Source organism: Mesorhizobium sp. C277A (assembly GCF_040324395.1).
Classification (GTDB): domain Bacteria; phylum Pseudomonadota; class Alphaproteobacteria; order Rhizobiales; family Rhizobiaceae; genus Mesorhizobium.
In genome coordinates, this window is record NZ_JAMYVW010000002.1 from 5,010,570 (window position 1) to 5,026,460 (window position 15,891).

At 63.1% G+C, this 15,891-nt stretch carries 17 protein-coding genes and 1 pseudogene; 12 read left to right on the plus strand and 6 right to left on the minus strand.

Translation table 11 applies throughout. From position 1 onward, the window contains the following. Position 1: 1 nt before the first annotated feature. Together NKK52_RS24680 and NKK52_RS24685 are read right to left on the minus strand one after the other, a co-directional pair. The gene (locus tag NKK52_RS24680) at positions 2–1,216 is read right to left on the minus strand and encodes a glycosyltransferase family protein (RefSeq protein WP_023685067.1); all 1,215 of its coding nucleotides are present in this window, start codon (positions 1,214–1,216) and stop codon (positions 2–4) included. A gap of 589 nt (positions 1,217–1,805) precedes the next feature. Further along, a complete protein-coding gene (locus NKK52_RS24685) occupies positions 1,806–2,246 on the minus strand; it encodes an Lrp/AsnC family transcriptional regulator (RefSeq protein WP_023685065.1) in 441 nt (146 codons plus the stop codon). A gap of 145 nt (positions 2,247–2,391) precedes the next feature. Between NKK52_RS24685 and rocF the strand changes: the two genes are divergently transcribed. Both rocF and ocd read left to right on the plus strand, forming a co-directional pair. Continuing rightward, positions 2,392–3,327 (plus strand): arginase, encoded by a 936-nt coding sequence (rocF, locus tag NKK52_RS24690; RefSeq protein WP_023685064.1) that lies wholly within the window; start codon positions 2,392–2,394, stop codon positions 3,325–3,327. Further along, positions 3,324–4,385, plus strand: a complete 1,062-nt coding sequence (gene ocd, locus NKK52_RS24695) for an ornithine cyclodeaminase (protein ID WP_023685063.1) — start codon at positions 3,324–3,326, stop codon at positions 4,383–4,385. Before rocF ends, ocd begins: the two co-directional genes overlap by 4 nt. A gap of 6 nt (positions 4,386–4,391) precedes the next feature. On the opposite strand, the gene NKK52_RS24700 is transcribed toward ocd, so the two are convergent. Together NKK52_RS24700 and NKK52_RS24705 are read right to left on the minus strand one after the other, a co-directional pair. Further along, positions 4,392–5,393, minus strand: coding sequence for a LacI family DNA-binding transcriptional regulator (locus tag NKK52_RS24700; RefSeq protein ID WP_023685062.1), 1,002 nt, complete (start codon positions 5,391–5,393; stop codon positions 4,392–4,394). 90 nt (positions 5,394–5,483) lie between these two features. Continuing rightward, complete coding sequence (locus NKK52_RS24705) at positions 5,484–5,636, minus strand: hypothetical protein (protein ID WP_023685061.1); 153 nt, start codon at positions 5,634–5,636, stop codon at positions 5,484–5,486. 95 nt (positions 5,637–5,731) lie between these two features. On the opposite strand from NKK52_RS24705, the gene NKK52_RS24710 reads away from it, so the two are divergent. Further along, positions 5,732–6,487: a COG4280 domain-containing protein gene (locus NKK52_RS24710; RefSeq protein WP_023685060.1), complete on the plus strand. Its 756-nt coding sequence runs from the start codon at positions 5,732–5,734 to the stop codon at positions 6,485–6,487. Next, a complete protein-coding gene (locus NKK52_RS24715; RefSeq protein ID WP_023672157.1) occupies positions 6,484–6,699 on the plus strand; it encodes a hypothetical protein in 216 nt (71 codons plus the stop codon). Before NKK52_RS24710 ends, NKK52_RS24715 begins: the two co-directional genes overlap by 4 nt. Here the strand turns inward: NKK52_RS24715 and NKK52_RS24720 are convergent. After that, positions 6,693–7,325 carry a methyltransferase family protein gene (locus NKK52_RS24720; protein ID WP_023685059.1) on the minus strand — a complete coding sequence of 211 codons (633 nt, stop codon included), beginning with the start codon at positions 7,323–7,325 and terminating at the stop codon, positions 6,693–6,695. The two genes, NKK52_RS24715 and NKK52_RS24720, sit on opposite strands and share 7 nt — an antisense overlap. Positions 7,326–7,554: 229 nt before the next feature. Between NKK52_RS24720 and NKK52_RS24725 the strand changes: the two genes are divergently transcribed. The 5 genes and pseudogenes from NKK52_RS24725 (at position 7,555) to NKK52_RS24745 (ending at position 11,536) form a co-directional block, all read left to right on the plus strand. Then, positions 7,555–7,812, plus strand: coding sequence for a hypothetical protein (locus tag NKK52_RS24725; RefSeq protein ID WP_023685058.1), 258 nt, complete (start codon positions 7,555–7,557; stop codon positions 7,810–7,812). Between the two features lie 65 nt (positions 7,813–7,877). Next, a pseudogene (locus NKK52_RS24730) lies at positions 7,878–8,678 on the plus strand (COG4705 family protein). Between the two features lie 267 nt (positions 8,679–8,945). Further along, positions 8,946–9,299 carry a cytochrome b gene (locus NKK52_RS24735; RefSeq protein WP_280940320.1) on the plus strand — a complete coding sequence of 118 codons (354 nt, stop codon included), beginning with the start codon at positions 8,946–8,948 and terminating at the stop codon, positions 9,297–9,299. A gap of 120 nt (positions 9,300–9,419) precedes the next feature. Continuing rightward, positions 9,420–10,091 (plus strand): winged helix-turn-helix domain-containing protein, encoded by a 672-nt coding sequence (locus NKK52_RS24740; protein WP_023685057.1) that lies wholly within the window; start codon positions 9,420–9,422, stop codon positions 10,089–10,091. Positions 10,092–10,147: 56 nt separating this feature from the next. After that, the gene (locus NKK52_RS24745; protein WP_352630058.1) at positions 10,148–11,536 is read left to right on the plus strand and encodes a HAMP domain-containing sensor histidine kinase; all 1,389 of its coding nucleotides are present in this window, start codon (positions 10,148–10,150) and stop codon (positions 11,534–11,536) included. A 192-nt stretch (positions 11,537–11,728) separates the two neighbouring features. On the opposite strand, the gene NKK52_RS24750 is transcribed toward NKK52_RS24745, so the two are convergent. Continuing rightward, a complete protein-coding gene (locus NKK52_RS24750; RefSeq protein WP_023672161.1) occupies positions 11,729–12,598 on the minus strand; it encodes a helix-turn-helix domain-containing protein in 870 nt (289 codons plus the stop codon). A gap of 106 nt (positions 12,599–12,704) precedes the next feature. Here NKK52_RS24750 and NKK52_RS24755 point away from each other — a divergent pair, with 106 nt between their 5' ends. The 3 genes from NKK52_RS24755 (at position 12,705) to NKK52_RS24765 (ending at position 15,886) form a co-directional block, all read left to right on the plus strand. Beyond that, positions 12,705–13,973 carry an ABC transporter substrate-binding protein gene (locus NKK52_RS24755; RefSeq protein ID WP_023685055.1) on the plus strand — a complete coding sequence of 423 codons (1,269 nt, stop codon included), beginning with the start codon at positions 12,705–12,707 and terminating at the stop codon, positions 13,971–13,973. Positions 13,974–14,175: 202 nt separating this feature from the next. Next, positions 14,176–15,036: a carbohydrate ABC transporter permease gene (locus NKK52_RS24760; RefSeq protein ID WP_023732830.1), complete on the plus strand. Its 861-nt coding sequence runs from the start codon at positions 14,176–14,178 to the stop codon at positions 15,034–15,036. Between the two features lie 13 nt (positions 15,037–15,049). Beyond that, positions 15,050–15,886, plus strand: a complete 837-nt coding sequence (locus NKK52_RS24765; protein ID WP_023672164.1) for a carbohydrate ABC transporter permease — start codon at positions 15,050–15,052, stop codon at positions 15,884–15,886. Positions 15,887–15,891: the final 5 nt, after the last annotated feature.

Below are 15,891 nucleotides of genomic sequence, written 5' to 3' on the forward strand. Positions count from 1 at the left end.
CTCAGTTCATGCCTTCAATGACCGAAAGGTGATGGCCGGCCCGCCGGTCGAGCAGTTCCGCGACGATTTCGGAAATATGAGGCAGCCCTTCCAGAGTCAGATGCGCATTGCTCTGCGATGGGCGGGGCCGGCCCGGCAAAACCTGCAGCGCATCGGCAAACCGCTGGGCATCCTCGGCTTCCTCAGGCAAAAGCATCTCGATGAGGCCGAGTTTGGCTGCGCGCCGTGCCCGGATCAGCTGTTCCTCGCGCGGCGTGACGCGCGGCACGATCAGCGCCGGCTTGTCGAAAGACAATATCTCGCAATAGGTGTTGTAACCGCCCATCGCCACCACCGCCTTGGCGCCGGCAATCAGCTCTTCCATGCGGTTGTCGAATTCGATGATCTTGACATAGGGGATCTTGGCCCCTTTCCTGACCAGCTTGTTGCGCTTGCGCGCCGGCATGTAGGGCCCAAGCACGATCAGCGCCCTGTGCTGCAATCGCGGATCCTGCTGATAGGCCTCGATGACGTTGTGGATCAGGTCGGCGCCGTCACCACCGCCACCGGTGGTAACCAGGATATAGTCGCCCTCGGGCCGGTGGCCGGGCAATTGGTTCTGCTGCAGGCTCCGTTGCAGGAAACCGACGAACTTCATCTTTGCCCTGACCGCCGGCGGCACGTCCAGGCCGGTCAACGGATCGTAGAAATCCGGCGGGCCATAGACCCAGACCTTGTCGTAGAACAGGCCAATCTTGCGCATCACATCCCTGCGTGCCCACTCCGCTTCGAGCAAATGCGGCGCGTCCATCACCTCGCGCAGGCCAAGCACGAGCGTGGTGCCCCGCGTCTTGAGGTAGGACAGCGTATCCTCGATCTCACCGCGCAGCCCCAGCGGTTCCTTGTCGACGATGAAGATATCCGGCCGGAAGCTCTCGGCCGTGTGGCGGATGATCGACTGCCGCATCCTTAGCGTCTCATGCAGATCGATGTCCTTTTCCAGCGAGGTGTATTCGCCGTTGCGCAGCTTGATGACGCTGGGGATCTTCACGAAGTCGACGCGGGCGCGGTAGTCGAAGGCGCCCGCGATGGTGGCGCCCGAAATGATTAGCACCTGAAGTCCGCGGAAATCCCCGACCAGCGAATGCGCGATCGTTCGGCAACGCTGCAAATGGCCGAGCCCGAACGTGTCGTGGCTGTACATGAGAATTCGTGCGTCTTTTGCGTGCTGTGTCATTGTGAACGTCTTTTAGAATTCTCGCCGGACCGTGGGCAACCCCGCAGGCTTCGAAACTATTCTCGCGGGTCTATCGACCTGTTTTGAAACATGGGGGCGAGAGGTACGCAACGGCATTCTTCACCAGGTCACGAATGCCAGGGGCGCTGATTGTGGCGCCATGCCTTGTCTTCGCCGACGATAGACGGCCCGAGCACAAATCTCTGTCATGAGGCTTGACCCCGTGGAATTAAATGCCCTGCGGCCTGAGGCAGGCAAAGCGCACATTGCGAAAAATCAAGGGCGACCAAGGCGAAACGAGGCTGCCGCACATTGTGAGGAGAACCCGCACCTTGGGAAAATGCTTCATAATCCATCGAAACACAACGGCCGCCAGAGGCCGCACGTTGCGGCCTTTTATCCTGCCATCAGCCTTGGCCTGTGGCAAGCGTCCGGTCCTTGCACCGTTGAAGCTGGTGCAATCTCGCGTCATGCCGGCTTCCTCCGTCATGTGGAGGATAGCTGCGGCCCCAATGAGATTCGTCGGCCAGGCGACCCATTCGCCAGTTCCGCCCAAAGCTTTGCGTGAACACGCCGGCCGGAACGGCGGCTAAGCCAGCCGTGCCCTTGTCGTCCTCGGCGTTGCCAGCAGCAGACTTGTCTCGCTGCCGGTTATCCCGGGGATGAGCCGTATCCGCCTAAGCACCGCGTCGAAATCGGTGAGCGACGCCGTTCCGAGTTCGACCACCAGGTCCCAGCGGCCATTGGTGGTGTGAATGGTCGAAACCTCGGCGAGGCCGCCGAGCGCCCGGACCACGCGGTCGGCGGCATGGCCCTCGATCTCGATCATCATCACGCCGCGTATCCGCTGGTCGACCGCGTCGGCGCGCAGCACCACCGTGTAGCCGATGATCTCGCCCGTTTTTTCCAGCCGCTCCATGCGCGCCCTGACCGTGGCGCGCGACACCCCGAGATCGACCGCGAGATCGGAGATGCTGCGCCGGGCATCATGCCTGAGCAGCGTGACCAGCCTTTCGTCGAGCAAGTCCATGATTCTATCCACTTGACCAAACTGACTTATCGGGTTGATAAATCATTCTTCTCGAAATGCCAATTTCGCCTGTTCAAACTGCCGGGCCGGGATGGTTCATTCCACGCATCAACCGCCCAATCAATTTACAAGGACAACAAGAACCATGCGCTGCAGGATCGTTGGCGCGCCGGTGCAGGACGGCGCCGGCAGGATGGGATGCGAGATGGGGCCAAGCGCGCTGCGCACGGCCGGGCTTGTCTCGGTGCTGTCGGAACTTGGCCACGAGGTCGAGGACTGGGGCGCGGTGCAACCGGCCGCAGTGCGCGCTATCGTCCACGGCAATCTCGCGCTGAAGGCCCTGCCGGAGATTTCCGCCTGGACCGCGGCAATTGCCGAGACCGCCTATGCGGCTTCGCGGGACGCCATGCCGATCTTCCTTGGCGGCGACCACGCGATATCGGCCGGCACGGTGTCGGGCATAGCCCGCCGCGCCGCCGAACGCGACCGGCCGCTCTTCGTGCTGTGGCTCGATGCGCATCCGGATTTCCACACGCTCGATACCACCGTCAGCGGCAATCTGCACGGCGTGCCGCTCGCCTATGCCAGCGGCCGACCGGGCTTCAACGGTTATTTCCCGGACCTGCCTGTCGCCGTCGATCCTGCCCACATCTGCGTCATGGGCCTGCGCAGCGTCGATCCGGCGGAGCGCCGGGCGCTGAGCGAAGCGGGGGTTACCGTGCACGACATGCGCACCATTGACGAGCACGGCGTCGCACCTTTGCTGCGCGCCTTCCTGGCCATCGTCGAAAAGGAAAACGGCCTGCTGCATGTCAGCCTCGACGTCGACTTCCTCGACCCCTCCATCGCGCCGGCCGTCGGCACCACCGTGCCCGGCGGCGCCACCTTCCGCGAGGCGCATCTGGTGATGGAGATGCTGTCCGACAGCGGCCTGGTCTCCAGCCTTGATCTGGTCGAGCTCAACCCGTTCCTCGACGAGCGCGGCCGCACCGCCACGCTGATGGTCGACCTCGCCGCCAGCCTGATGGGCCGCCGCATCATGGACCGCCCGACCCGCAGCCATTCCGGAAGCATTGCATGACCCAGCCTTCCCGCCTTGCCATCGTCCCTTTCGTCAGCGTCGACCGCATGATGAAGCTGGTGCTGACCATCGGCGTCGAGCGGTTCCTCACCGAACTCGCCGCCTATATCGAGGAGGATTTTCGCCGCTGGGAGCTGTTCGACAAGACGCCGCGCATCGCCTCGCACAGCCATGACGGCGTCATCGAACTGATGCCGACCAGCGACGGCCGGCTATACGGCTTCAAATATGTCAACGGCCATCCCAAGAACATGCGCGAGGGGCGCCAGACCGTCACCGCCTTCGGCGTGCTCGCCGATGTCGGTTCCGGCTATCCGATGCTGCTCACCGAAATGACGATCCTGACGGCGCTGCGCACCGCGGCGACCTCCGCTGTCGCGGCCAAATATCTGGCGCCCAAAGGCGCGCGCTCGATGGCCATCATCGGCAATGGCGCCCAGTCCGAATTCCAGGCTGTCGCCTTCAAAGCGCTGCTCGGCGTCGACCGGCTGCGGCTCTATGATATCGACCGCTCCGCTTCGGAAAAATGCGCCCGCAACCTCGCCGGCAAGGGCTTCGACATCACCATCTGCGCCACCGGCCAGGATGCGGTGGAAGGCGTCGACATCATCACCACGGTGACCGCCGACAAGCAGTCCGCCACCATCCTCACCGACAACATGGTCGGTTCCGGCGTGCACATCAACGCGGTCGGCGGCGACTGCCCCGGCAAGACGGAACTGCACCGCGACATCCTTTTGCGCTCCGACATCTTCGTCGAGTTCCCGCCGCAGACGCGCATCGAGGGCGAAATCCAGCAGCTCCACGCCGACCATCCGGTGACCGAGTTGTGGCAGGTGATGACCGGCAAGGCGGAAGGCCGCAAGACGGCGGAACAGATCACCCTGTTCGATTCCGTCGGCTTCGCCACCGAGGATTTTTCCGCGCTGCGCTACATCAGAGACCAGCTTCAGGCCACCGGCCTCTACGAGGAGCTCGACCTGCTCGCCGATCCCGACGAGCCGCGCGACCTCTTCGGCATGCTGCTCAGGGCAGCGCTGCAGCCGGCCGCCGCCTGAGGGACTTCAGCCGCTCAACGGCGCGCAGCTCTCCCGTTCGACGAGCACCGGCGTGAGCACTTCGCGGCGCGAATGCGCCGCCGGCTCGGCAACTCGCTCGATCAGCAGGCTCACCGCCCGCGTGCCGATCTTCTCGACCGGCTGTGCGATCGTCGTCAGTGGCGGCCAGGTGGTGACGGCATAGGGTATGTCGTCGAAGCCGATCATCGACATGTCGCCTGGGACCCGCAATCCGCGCCCGCGCAGCACTGTCAGCGCCCCCATGGCCATCAGATCGTTACAGGCAAACAGCGCCGTGATCCCCGGCGCCTGCGCCATCAGCCGCTCCATCGCCGTGCGGCCGCCGGCGAAGTGATAGTCGGAATCCACCACCGAGGCCGGCGGCAGGTCGAGGCCGGCTTCCTGCAGCGCCCTGGCGAAGCCGCGCAGGCGGGCGGGGCTGGAGCTGGAATCGCTCGGGCCGCCGATGACGCCGATCTTCTCGTGGCCGAGCCCGGCCAGATAGCGGCCGGCGAGATAGCCGCCATAATCGTGATCGACCAGCACGGAATCGACATTGACCGAATGGATCTCGCGGTCGATCAGCACCGCCGGGACGCCGGGCAGAAGGCTGGAGAACACCCGCGCATGATCCGACGAGCCGGCGAAGATCAGCCCGTCGATCTGCTTGGCCATCAGCACCTGGAGATAGCGCTCCTCCTTCTCGGCGCTGCCGTCGGAGTTGCACAGGATCACCGTATAGCCGGCAAGGAAGCCGGCATCCTCGATCTGGCGCGCCACGCCGGCGAAGAACGGGTTGGAATTGTCCGGCAGCAGCAGGCCGATGGTCTTGGTCTCGCCGCGCCTCAGGCTGCGCGCCAGCGTGTTCGGACTGTAGCGCAAGGCGGCGATGGCCGAATGGACGCGCTCGGCCGTCTCAGGCTCGACATGGCGCGTGCGGTTCATCACATGCGAGACGGTTGCGACCGACACTCCGGCATGGCGCGCGACATCGGCAATCGTCGTCATTTCTTGTCCCCTAGTGCATGTCGCCCGGAGTGTCCGGCGGATCTGGGAAAATGACATCCATAAAACAAAAACCAAAAAGCGCGACGCGCTTTATCGGATCACCCTCAACAGCTTTTCCCGATAGGCGTCCAGGATGACGGCAAGCACAATGACAAGGCCTAGCACGATCGGCTTGAAATTGTCGCCGACGCCGAGCAGCTCGTGGCGAACGCCGGCGATCGGGCCACCGATGGTGAGACGCAACAGATAGAGTATGGCGAGAATGCCGGCGCGTTCTCCCTTCCGCCGGAGCGCTGTATCCTTCTCAGCCCAGTGATTCCCGCAGACAGGAAACCTTCATGAATGGCCTGACACCCATACTTTCCACCGTGACCGCCTCGTTCCTTGCCTCCTTCGTCGAAGTGGTCGAGGCCTTCACCATCGTGCTGGCGGTCGGCGTCACCCGCAGCTGGCGGCCAGCGCTGACCGGCGCGGCGCTGGCGCTGGCGGTGCTGGCGGCTCTGGTGCTGGCCTTCGGACCGCTGCTGGCGCTGGTTCCCATTACGGTGCTGCAGTTCGTCGTCGGCGTGCTCCTGGTCCTGTTTGGCATGCGCTGGTTGAGAAAGGCCATTTTGCGCAGTGTCGGCGTCATCGCCCTGCATGACGAGGAAGCAGCCTTTTCCAAGGAAACCGCCGCTTTGCAGCAGCAGGCCAATGACCGCCGCGCCGATTATCTGGCCGGGCTCGCAGCCTTCAAGGCGGTGCTGCTCGAAGGCGTCGAGGTGGTGTTCATCGTCATCGCCGTCGGCGCCGCGCATGCACAGACCTTCTATGCCAGCCTTGGCGCGTTGGCGGCCTTCGTCCTGGTAACGATCATCGGTGTTGCGGTGCACAGGCCGCTGGCGCGGGTGCCGGAAAACGCGCTCAAATTCGCCGTCGGCCTGATGTTGACAAGCTTCGGCATTTTCTGGACCGGCGAAGGCCTGGGCGCCGACTGGCCGGGCGCCGATCTGGCGCTGCTGGCCATCTTCGCAATCATCGCCGTCGCGTGCTTCGCCATGGTGCGCTGGTTGCGCGCCAGCTACCCCAAGGCTGCACAAGGAGTTGCTCGATGAACGTCGTCCGCCTCATTCTAAAGGAGCTCGTCGGCATGTTCATCGACGACGGCAGCCTTGCGACGCTGGCGCTGCTGTTGATCGTGGCGATTGCCGCGGCAGTGAAGCTGCTGGCGTTGCCGCCGCTTGCCGGCGGCGTCCTGCTTCTGCCCGGCTGCCTCGTCATCCTGCTCTACAGCGTGCGCCGCGCGGCACGGCGCTCCGGTCAGTAGAGGGTGAAAAACACCGGCAGCATGCCGCTGATCCGCAACTGCTCAATCGTCTCGATGGCCGGGAACAGCGCCAGGAAATAGAGCCCGTCCGTGAATGTCCGCCGCAACGCCTTTGTCGAGAACCGGCGTTCGGCTTGATCGTGAAACAGCAGCGGGTTCGGCCAGAAAGGCGGCGTGCGTTCGGCATAGACGCTGTAGGCGGGGCCGAACTTTCCAAACAGGAACTCGGCTTCCTTGCGCGCCGTCACCCGGAACACCAGGTAGCTCACCAGAGCCAGCGCCGCCGCCACCAGCACCGAGCCGTACATCAACCCGACGCCCGCCGCGCCGACCGTGGAAAAGAAGTAGAGCGGGTTCCGGCTCATCGAGAACGGGCCGATGGTGACCAGCTCGTCGTTCTTCCTGCCGCCGACATAGAGAATGCTCCACAGACGGCCAAGGAAGCAGACCAGCACGAAGCCGATGCCCAGCGCCTCGATGTATTCGTGCCCGTCCGAGCCTTCGACGAGAAAGGGCTTGGTGAACAGCAACAGCATGACGGCGAGGGCTGCCGCCACTTGTATGACGAGCAGGCGCTTGTGCTGGTCGAACGCCTTCGCTGCCGGCTTGGGGGGAGCGTAGCTCATCATAGTTCCTGCTCTCCGGCAGGGCTCATAGCGCCGGTGTCTCGCCACCCACTAGCGCTTCCGTGCGGCGATGGCGAGGCAACCGGCAGGAATTTCAGCCATTCTTACGAATTTGTAAGCGGGCGGACAGATTGCGGCGAGGTCGCCTGCCCATAGTCCTTATGCCGGCCGACCTGCCGGACATCGTTTCATCACCGCCTGGATATCGGCGCAAGACAGGAACACCAGCATGAAAAAGCTAACCCTCGCTTTCTCGCTCTGCGCCATTGCCATCGCCAACCCGGTCTTTTCAGCCGCTTCCGCTGCGACGCCTTGCGAAGACGCTCTGAAGGACCTGCGCGCGGCGGAAGCCTTGGCGGCGCTGAGCGCCGCGGACAAGACAAAAGTATCCGATCTCGAGGCCAAAGGCGTCGAGCGCTGCAATGCCGACGACGACAAGCGCGCCGACGACTTCTTCGCTCAGGCCATGAAGATCATGGGGAAGTAAGACCAAGCCTCGCCGCACGTACCGGGGAATAGGCCCGTCCCCGCCGAAACGACAAGGATCCCATCATGCTCTTGTCTGCAACCACTGCACCCGCCGCACTGGCATCACCCAACAGGGTCCCTGATGTCACCGTCGAATTCTGGCTGATCAAGCTTTTGGCGGTCACCATGGGCGAGACGGCGGCCGACTATCTGGCCGTCAATCTTGGCTTCGGACTGACCGTCACCTCGCTGATCATGACCGGCATCCTTGTCGTCGCGCTGGCGCTGCAATTCGCGCAGAAGCGTTATGTGCCATGGGCCTATTGGCTGGCGGTGGTGCTGATCAGCGTCGTCGGCACCTTGATCACCGACAATCTGGTCGACAATTTCGGCGTCCGTCTGCAAACCACCACGATTGCCTTCACGGTCTTGCTCGCCGCGACATTCGCGGTCTGGTACGCCAGCGAAAGAACGCTCTCCATCCATACGATCGTCACCACCAGGCGCGAGATCTTCTACTAGCTGGCGATCCTGTTCACCTTTTCGCTCGGCACCGCGGCCGGCGACCTTGTCGCCGAGACGTTCGACATTGGCTATCTCACGACTGGCTTCTTGTTCGGCGCGGTCATCGTCTTCATCGCCCTCGGCTATTTCGCCTTCGGCCTCGACGCCATCCTCGCCTTCTGGCTGGCCTACATCCTGACGCGGCCGCTTGGCGCCTCGTTCGGCGACCTGCTGTCGCAGCCGGTCGAATATGGCGGCCTCGGCTTCGGCACCACCTTCACCAGCATGATCTTCCTGGGCTGCATCGTCGCCCTCGTTCTCTATATGAGTCTGAAGAAGGGCACCGGCGAGGCCGACAAAATCCTGCTTGAATCGGAGTAGATGCAAGCACCTGCACGCCCGCCTGACGCGACGAGAACGCGCCAAAACGTCAATGGATCCCTGCCGTGGGTCGCCCTGGGCAGCTATCGCGCTCACCTCATGGACGGAAGAATGAACTCCAGGAAATCCGGTTATAGCGGCCTCCAAATTAGCCTGCATTGGATGATAGCGGCGCTTGTCCTGTTCCAGCTCCTGTTCGGCGAAAACATGACAATCTATGTCGATGCGGCAGCGGACAGACGCTAACTGTCGTCCTACGGGCAGACCATGGGGTCCGCCCATTACTGGGTCGGCCTGGCGATCCTGTTGCTGGTGTTCGTGCGACTGGCCGTCCGCCTCTTCATCGGTGCGCCCAAGCCGCAATCCACAATGCCGAAATGGATGGCTTTCGCCTCACGCACAACGCATGCGCTGTTCTATGGCCTTCTCGTTGCCGCTCCTGTTTCCGGGCTTCTGGCCTTTTATGTTTGGAGCTGGATGGGCGATGTCCATACTTGGGCAAAGCCGGTATTCATCGTTCTGATCTGCATTCATGCCGGTGCGGCACTCTTCCATCATTTTATTCTGAAAGACGCCGTGCTGCGCAGGATGCTTGTCCCTGCGCGCGATCCGGTCGGATGACACTTATGGACATGTGCAACGACCACGAGCGACCAGGCGCCGGCGGATATTCTAGGAACGGACCGCCGCCGGTGCTAGCATGCCGCTCTGGCAAAGCCTCGGCAACAGACCGGAACAGAGATGCGACTTCTCCTTGTTGAGGATGACCCCAGGACCGCAGACTATGTCGTCAAGGGCCTTGGCGAGGCAGGCCATATCTGCGACCTCAGGCGCGATGGCCGCGACGCGCTGTTTGCCGCGACACGCGACGCCTATGACGTGATCGTCGTCGACCGCATGCTGCCCGGCCTCGACGGCCTGTCGATGATCAAGGCGGTGCGGGCGGCGGGCGTGCGCACGCCGGCGATCTTTCTGACCTCGGTCGGCGGCGTCGACGACAGGGTTGAAGGGCTCGAGGCCGGCGGCGACGACTATCTCGTCAAGCCATTCGCCTTTTCCGAACTGCTCGCCCGCATCAACGCGCTCGGCCGTCGCCCTGCGGTGCAGGAGCTGAAGACGACGCTGCGCATCGCAGACCTCGAAATGGACCTGATCCAGCGCCGCGTCACCAGGCAGGGCCAGGTGATCGACCTGCAGCCGCGCGAATTCAGCCTGCTCGAAGTGCTGATGCGCGGCGAGGGCCGCGTCATCACCCGCACCATGCTTCTGGAACGGGTCTGGGATTTTCACTTCGACCCCAAGACCAGCGTCGTCGAAACCCATATCAGCCGGCTGCGCGCCAAGATCGACAGGCCGTTCGAAACCACGTTGATCCACACCGTGCGCAACACTGGCTACAGTGTTCACGACTGAGGCGCGGCATGACAGAAACTTGCCATGACTGAAGCTTGCCATGACTGAAACGCACTATGACTGAGACAGGCTCTCGCCTGCTGCGCAGCACGCCGTTTCGGCTGGCCCTGACCTTCGCCTTGCTGTTCGTGCTCGCCTTCATCCTGTCAGGCGCCATCGTCTACCAGCTGATGAGCGCGGATCTGGCCGAGCAGCTCGACCAGGCGGTCAAGGAGACCTATTCGGTCGTGGCGGTGACCTATGCCGGAAACGACCGGGAGGATCTGGTTTCGGCAGTCGACAGCCATGCCGCGCTCAGCCCTAGCAAGGAACAGCTGTTCTCGCTCACCGATCCCGCCGGCAATCGCCTGGCCGGGAATTTCACCGCCGCCGACCTTCCCGATGGCTTTTCGGATTTTGCCGCTTCCCTGCCAGGCGTTGCGCCGGACACTATGTACCGCGCCTGGACCGGTTCGGTCGGGCCCAACAGCCTGACAATCGCCTTCTCGCTCTCCGAAACCGAAGAGCTGGAACGCATCGTTTTGATGAGCTTCGGCTGGGCCACCCTGATCATTTCAGGGCTGGCGGTGGCTGGCGGCGCCTTGCTGGCGGCGCGCGTGCAGCGCCGCCTCGACGGCATTGCCGCCACCATGGAAGATGTCTCCAACGGCCGGCTCGACGCCCGCATTCCACTGCTCGGCAATGGCGACGACATTGACGGCGTCTCGCGCCAGGTCAACGCCGCGCTGGAGCGGCTGGCGGAGCTGGTGGACGGCATGCGCCAGGTCAGCGCCGACATCGCGCATGATCTGAAGACGCCGCTCAACCGCCTGCAGATGATTTTGGAGGCTGTCGCCGACAGGACGGCGCGGGGTGAGGCAGTTGCCGATGAGCTGGCGGAGGCACGAGGGGAAAGCCTGCAGATCAACGATACTTTCGATGCGCTGTTGCGTATTGCCCAGATCGAGGCCGGCGCCCGCAAGTCGCGCTTTGTCGATCTCGACCTCAACGGCGTCATCGATGCCATCGCCGAAATCTATGCCGGTGTCGCCGAGGATGACGGCAAGTCGCTGTCGGCCACGATCGTCCACGGCACCCCATGCCTGGTCCACGGCGACCGCGACCTGCTAACGCAATTGTTTGCCAATCTGGTTGAGAACGCGCTGCGGCACTGCCCCGATGGCACGGCAATCCTTCTATCGGTGCGGCGGCAAGGCGACCGCATTCTGGCTGAGGTCGCCGACAATGGCCCCGGCATCCCGGCGCAGGAGCGCGAAAAAGTGTTCCAGCGGCTCTACCGGCTGGACTCCAGCCGCACCACGCCCGGCAGCGGCCTTGGCCTCAGCCTTGTGCGGGCCATCGCCGACCTGCATGGTGCAACGATTGCGCTGGAGGATCGCCGGCCTGGGCTGGCGGTAATTGTCGGGTTTCCTCGGGCGGAGGGCACCGGTCCCGGCTTGAAATGACAACGCCAGAGCCAGGTCGACCCCACTCCGTCGAGCGAAGCAGCGACGGAGTGGGGGAAGGCGCTCATGAAACGCGAAGTCGCTGACAACTTTCTCCAAGTTGATGATCGCATCCGACAAAGGCGGTCGCGATTAGCCTTGCACATGTTTCCACCCGGAACGGCTGCGGGTTGATCAAGATGACCGTTGAACCTATCGGCCCACCGCACCCCGGCGAAAATCCGAGGGCGACATCCCTGCCAGCTTGCGGAAGGATTTGTTGAAGGCGCTGAGCGAGCCGAAGCCTGAATCCATGGCGACGCGCAGCACATTGGCGTCTTCATGCATCAGCAGCGCCTGCGCGTAGCTCAGCCGCAGCAGATTCATATATTCGTTGAGCGTCATGCCGGTCGATTTCTTGAAAATGCTCATGGCGTATTTGGGGTGGATGTCGGCGGCAGCGGCAATGTCGACGCAGTCTATGTCGTAGAGGAAATTCTCGGCGATGAAGTCGCACATGCGCCCGACATTGCGCAGCGATTGCTGGTCGAACGGGCCGCCGGGTTCCTGGCCGATGGCGGTTTCCGGCACCAGCCGGTAGGGCTCGAAGCGCACCCGCTCCAACCGCAGCAGCAGCTCGTTCACGGCGTGCTCGGTTATCGCCGCATCGCCCGAGCGGAAATAGCGGTTCCAGCGCTCGAAATTGTGATGGTCGGCCTGGTCGGTCGCCGATGTCACCAGCGTGGCGCCGGTCATCAGCCTGTGGCGGACATCCGTCGGCAGATGCAGGCGGAAGAAATGCACCAGCGGCAGATGCGCGCCGGCATAGATGGCGTCGTCGGAGAGATCGTCCATCTGGTGCGGCAGCCCGCCCCAGAACAGGCACATGTCGCCGGCCGACAGCGAGATCTCGTGCTCGTTCATGCGGTAATGCACGCTGCCGCGGACGATGAAATTGACCTCGACCTGGGCATGCCAGTGCGGCTTCAGCATCACCAGCGGATGGTTGTGAAACATCTGCAAAGCCATCGGCAGGCCTTCGACGCTGCTGGCGCCAGGCTGGTAAAACGGCCGTTCCGGCATCTTACTTTCCGCCCATCTTTTATTCCCGTTGTCAGGGACAAGCCTTCCGCGCCGCCTAGTCTAGCCATGCTCGCGAAGAGAGAGCAAATGAAATGGGAGGATTTCAATGCGCACGACACTGATCTGTGCCGCGCTGGCGCTTGGCCTGGGCTCAACCCCGGCTTTGGCGCAGTCCGGCGAAATCACGATCTGGAGCTGGAATATCGCCGCTTCGTCGCTGAAGGCGACGGTGGCCGGCTTCAACAAGCAGCATCCCGACGTCAAGGTCACCGTTCAGGATCTCGGCAACCAGCCGACCTATGACAAGTCGATCGCCGGCTGCGCGGCCGGCGGCGTCGGCCTGCCCGATATCGTCTCGATCGAAAACGGCGAGGCCGAGAATTACTGGAGCCAGTTCCCCGATTGCTTCGTCGATTTGCACACGCTGGGCTACACCGCCGACGACCAGAAGAAATTCCCGGACTTCAAGCGCACTGAACTGGAGGTCGGCGACAAGGCCTATGCCATGCCGTGGGATTCCGGCCCGGTCGCCGCCTTCTACCGCCGCGACTTCTACGAGAAGGCCGGCGTCGATCCGGCCTCGATCAAGACTTGGGACGATTTCATCGCCGCCGGCAAGAAGGTCCAGGCCGCCAATCCCGGCGTCACCATGACCAATGCCGATTTCAACGGCGACACCGAATTCTTCCGCATGATTTCCAACGAACAGGGCTGCGGCTATTTCGCCGCCGATGGGCAGTCGATCACCGTCAACCAGCCGAAATGCGTCGACACGCTGGCCAAGATCAAGGACATGAAGGACGCCGGCATCATCTCGTCGGCCGACTGGGGCACCAAGATCACCAACAACACCGCCGGCACCGTCGCCACCCAGGTCTATGGCGGCTGGTATGAGGGCACCATCCGCACCGAATCCGCCGGCGAAAACGGCAAATGGGGTGTCTATCTGATGCCGAGCCTGACCGCCGACGGCCCGCGCGCCGCCAATCTCGGAGGCTCGTCGCTCGCCATCACCTCAGCCTCGAAGAACAAGGAGGCCGCCTACGCCTATCTGAAATACACGCTCGAGACCAATGAAGGCCAGATCACCATGCTCAGGGATTTCGGCCTGGTGCCGTCACTGATCTCGGCCCTCGACGACCCCTACGTCTCGCAGGGCCTGCCCTATTGGGGCGGCCAGGCAGTGTGGAAGGACATTCTCGCCACGCTGCCCAAGGTGGTGCCGAGCCGCGGCACGCCGTTCCAGAGCGACGCCGAAATCATCATGCGCGCCGTGCAGACCAAATATCTCGGCGGCGGCTATCCCGATGCCAAGGCCGCCCTCGACGACGCCGCCAGCCAGATCGCTTCGGCGACGGGACTGCCGATCAAGTGACCAAGGCGGTGATGCTGGCGGGCCAGATATAGGGCAATTTGCCGGACCGTTGGCGCTGCCTCTCACCTGCCTGCCGGCATCCTCTCCCCGTATAGTGGCGGGGAAAGGGACGCTCTCGCCCAACAGATCGCCAATTGCCGGCGGCGTCCGCCGGCTAACAACACGCCGGATATCAGCCGGGAAAGAGGAAGGAGGAGGAACCATGCGCTACCAGAACGCCACGGCCTATCGCTTCCTCACGCCCTACCTCCTGATCTTCGCCATCTTCTGGGTGTGGCCGATCATCTCCTCGTTCATGATTTCCTTCCAGGCGACGCGCACGGTGCCCTGGCGCTTTGCGCCGACGTTCAACTGGGGCCGCCTGATCGGCGACCCCGCTTTCTTCAACGCGCTGAAGAACACGCTGCTCATCCTCGTCATCCAGGTGCCGGTGATGATCTCGCTGGCGATCGTCATGGCGGTGCTGCTGAACTCGCCGCTGCTGAAAGCACGTGGCCTCTACCGCTTTGCCTTCTTCGCTCCGGTGGTGGTCGGCGAGGTCGCCTATTCCGCCGTGTTCCGGCTGATGTTCAACCTGGATTTCGGCATCATCAACAAGCTCCTCGCCGGCGTCGGCCTGGCCAAGATCGACTGGTTCTCCAACGTCACACCGGCCATGGCGCTGATCATGATCGCGGTAACCTGGCGCTGGGCCGGCTACAACGCCATCATCCTGCTCGCCGGCCTGCAGTCGATCCCCGAGGATGTCTATGAAGCAGCGACGCTCGACCGCGTCAGCAAGCTCAAGCAGTTCTTCTACATAACGCTGCCGCTGCTCAAGCCGGTCATCGTGTTTTGCGCCGTGCTGTCGATCATCGGCACCATGCAGCTGTTCACCGAGCCGTTCCTGATCACCGAGCGCGGCGGCCCCGGCGGCGGCACCGAGACGCTTGGCCTGCTGCTCTACCGCCAGGGTTTTCGCTCGCTCAATTTCGGCTACGCCTCGGCCGTCGCCTACACCATGGCGGGGCTGGCAATCGCCATCACGCTGGTGCAACTGTGGCTGACACGAGAGCCCAAATGAGAGGGGAGGCGAAATGAGTTCGCTCTCGCAACGACGGCTCGGCCGCAGCGTCCTGCTGCATCTGGTCCTGACGCCGCTGGCGGTGATCTGGCTGTTTCCGCTGTGGATGATGGTGGTGTTTTCGACCATGCCCGACAACGGCATTTTCAGCCCCGGCATCGAGCTTCTGCCGCACGGCAATTTCGTCGACAATTTCAACAACCTGCAGCGCGACACCAATTTCGTCGGCGCTATCGGTATTTCGGTGGCGGTGGCGGTGACCTACACCTTCTTCTCGGTGCTGCTGACCTCGATGGCCGGCTGGGCGCTCGCCCGCTATCAGTTCTTCGGCAAGGGCGCGGTGGTGGCGATCATCCTCGGCACCATCACGCTGCCCTATGCGGTGGTGCTGATCCCGCAATTCATCATGGTGGCGCGCGACTTCCAGCTCGCCAACACCTGGATTGCGCTGATCGTGCCACCCTTGTTCAATTCGCTGGGCGTGCTGTTCATGCGCCAGGCTTTCTCGATGATGCCGGCCGACCTTTTCGACGCGGCACGTGTCGAGGGCGTCAAGGAATGGCGTATCTTCCTGTTCGTCGCTTTGCCGCTGGCGCGGCCGATGCTGGCGGCGCTCGCCATCATCCTGTTCCTCGCCTCGTGGAACAATTATCTCTGGCCGCTTTTGATCAACAGCCAGCCCGGCGCGATGACGGCCCCTGTGGCGCTCGGCACGCTGATCGGCCTGACCAAGGTCTCATGGGGCGGCATCATGGCCGGCGCCGTCATGCTGACCGTACCGATGCTGGTCGTCTTCGTGCTGCTGCAGCGCCATTTCATCGCCGGCATCGCCGCCGGTGCCGTCAAGTAGGGACA

What these genes read in the sequence shown, in the direction of transcription:
- NKK52_RS24745 (WP_352630058.1), top strand. Translation starts at nt 10,148, where the DNA reads ATGACTGAGACAGGCTCTCGCCTGCTGCGCAGCACGCCGTTTCGGCTG.
- NKK52_RS24700 (WP_023685062.1), bottom strand. Translation starts at nt 5,393, where the DNA reads ATGACGACGATTGCCGATGTCGCGCGCCATGCCGGAGTGTCGGTCGCA.
- NKK52_RS24760 (WP_023732830.1), top strand. Translation starts at nt 14,176, where the DNA reads ATGCGCTACCAGAACGCCACGGCCTATCGCTTCCTCACGCCCTACCTC.
- NKK52_RS24735 (WP_280940320.1), top strand. Translation starts at nt 8,946, where the DNA reads ATGGGGTCCGCCCATTACTGGGTCGGCCTGGCGATCCTGTTGCTGGTG.
- ocd (WP_023685063.1), top strand. Translation starts at nt 3,324, where the DNA reads ATGACCCAGCCTTCCCGCCTTGCCATCGTCCCTTTCGTCAGCGTCGAC.
- rocF (WP_023685064.1), top strand. Translation starts at nt 2,392, where the DNA reads ATGCGCTGCAGGATCGTTGGCGCGCCGGTGCAGGACGGCGCCGGCAGG.
- NKK52_RS24680 (WP_023685067.1), bottom strand. Translation starts at nt 1,216, where the DNA reads ATGACACAGCACGCAAAAGACGCACGAATTCTCATGTACAGCCACGAC.
- NKK52_RS24740 (WP_023685057.1), top strand. Translation starts at nt 9,420, where the DNA reads ATGCGACTTCTCCTTGTTGAGGATGACCCCAGGACCGCAGACTATGTC.
- NKK52_RS24750 (WP_023672161.1), bottom strand. Translation starts at nt 12,598, where the DNA reads ATGCCGGAACGGCCGTTTTACCAGCCTGGCGCCAGCAGCGTCGAAGGC.
- NKK52_RS24725 (WP_023685058.1), top strand. Translation starts at nt 7,555, where the DNA reads ATGAAAAAGCTAACCCTCGCTTTCTCGCTCTGCGCCATTGCCATCGCC.
- NKK52_RS24710 (WP_023685060.1), top strand. Translation starts at nt 5,732, where the DNA reads ATGAATGGCCTGACACCCATACTTTCCACCGTGACCGCCTCGTTCCTT.
- NKK52_RS24685 (WP_023685065.1), bottom strand. Translation starts at nt 2,246, where the DNA reads ATGGACTTGCTCGACGAAAGGCTGGTCACGCTGCTCAGGCATGATGCC.
- NKK52_RS24755 (WP_023685055.1), top strand. Translation starts at nt 12,705, where the DNA reads ATGCGCACGACACTGATCTGTGCCGCGCTGGCGCTTGGCCTGGGCTCA.
- NKK52_RS24720 (WP_023685059.1), bottom strand. Translation starts at nt 7,325, where the DNA reads ATGAGCTACGCTCCCCCCAAGCCGGCAGCGAAGGCGTTCGACCAGCAC.
- NKK52_RS24765 (WP_023672164.1), top strand. Translation starts at nt 15,050, where the DNA reads ATGAGTTCGCTCTCGCAACGACGGCTCGGCCGCAGCGTCCTGCTGCAT.
- NKK52_RS24715 (WP_023672157.1), top strand. Translation starts at nt 6,484, where the DNA reads ATGAACGTCGTCCGCCTCATTCTAAAGGAGCTCGTCGGCATGTTCATC.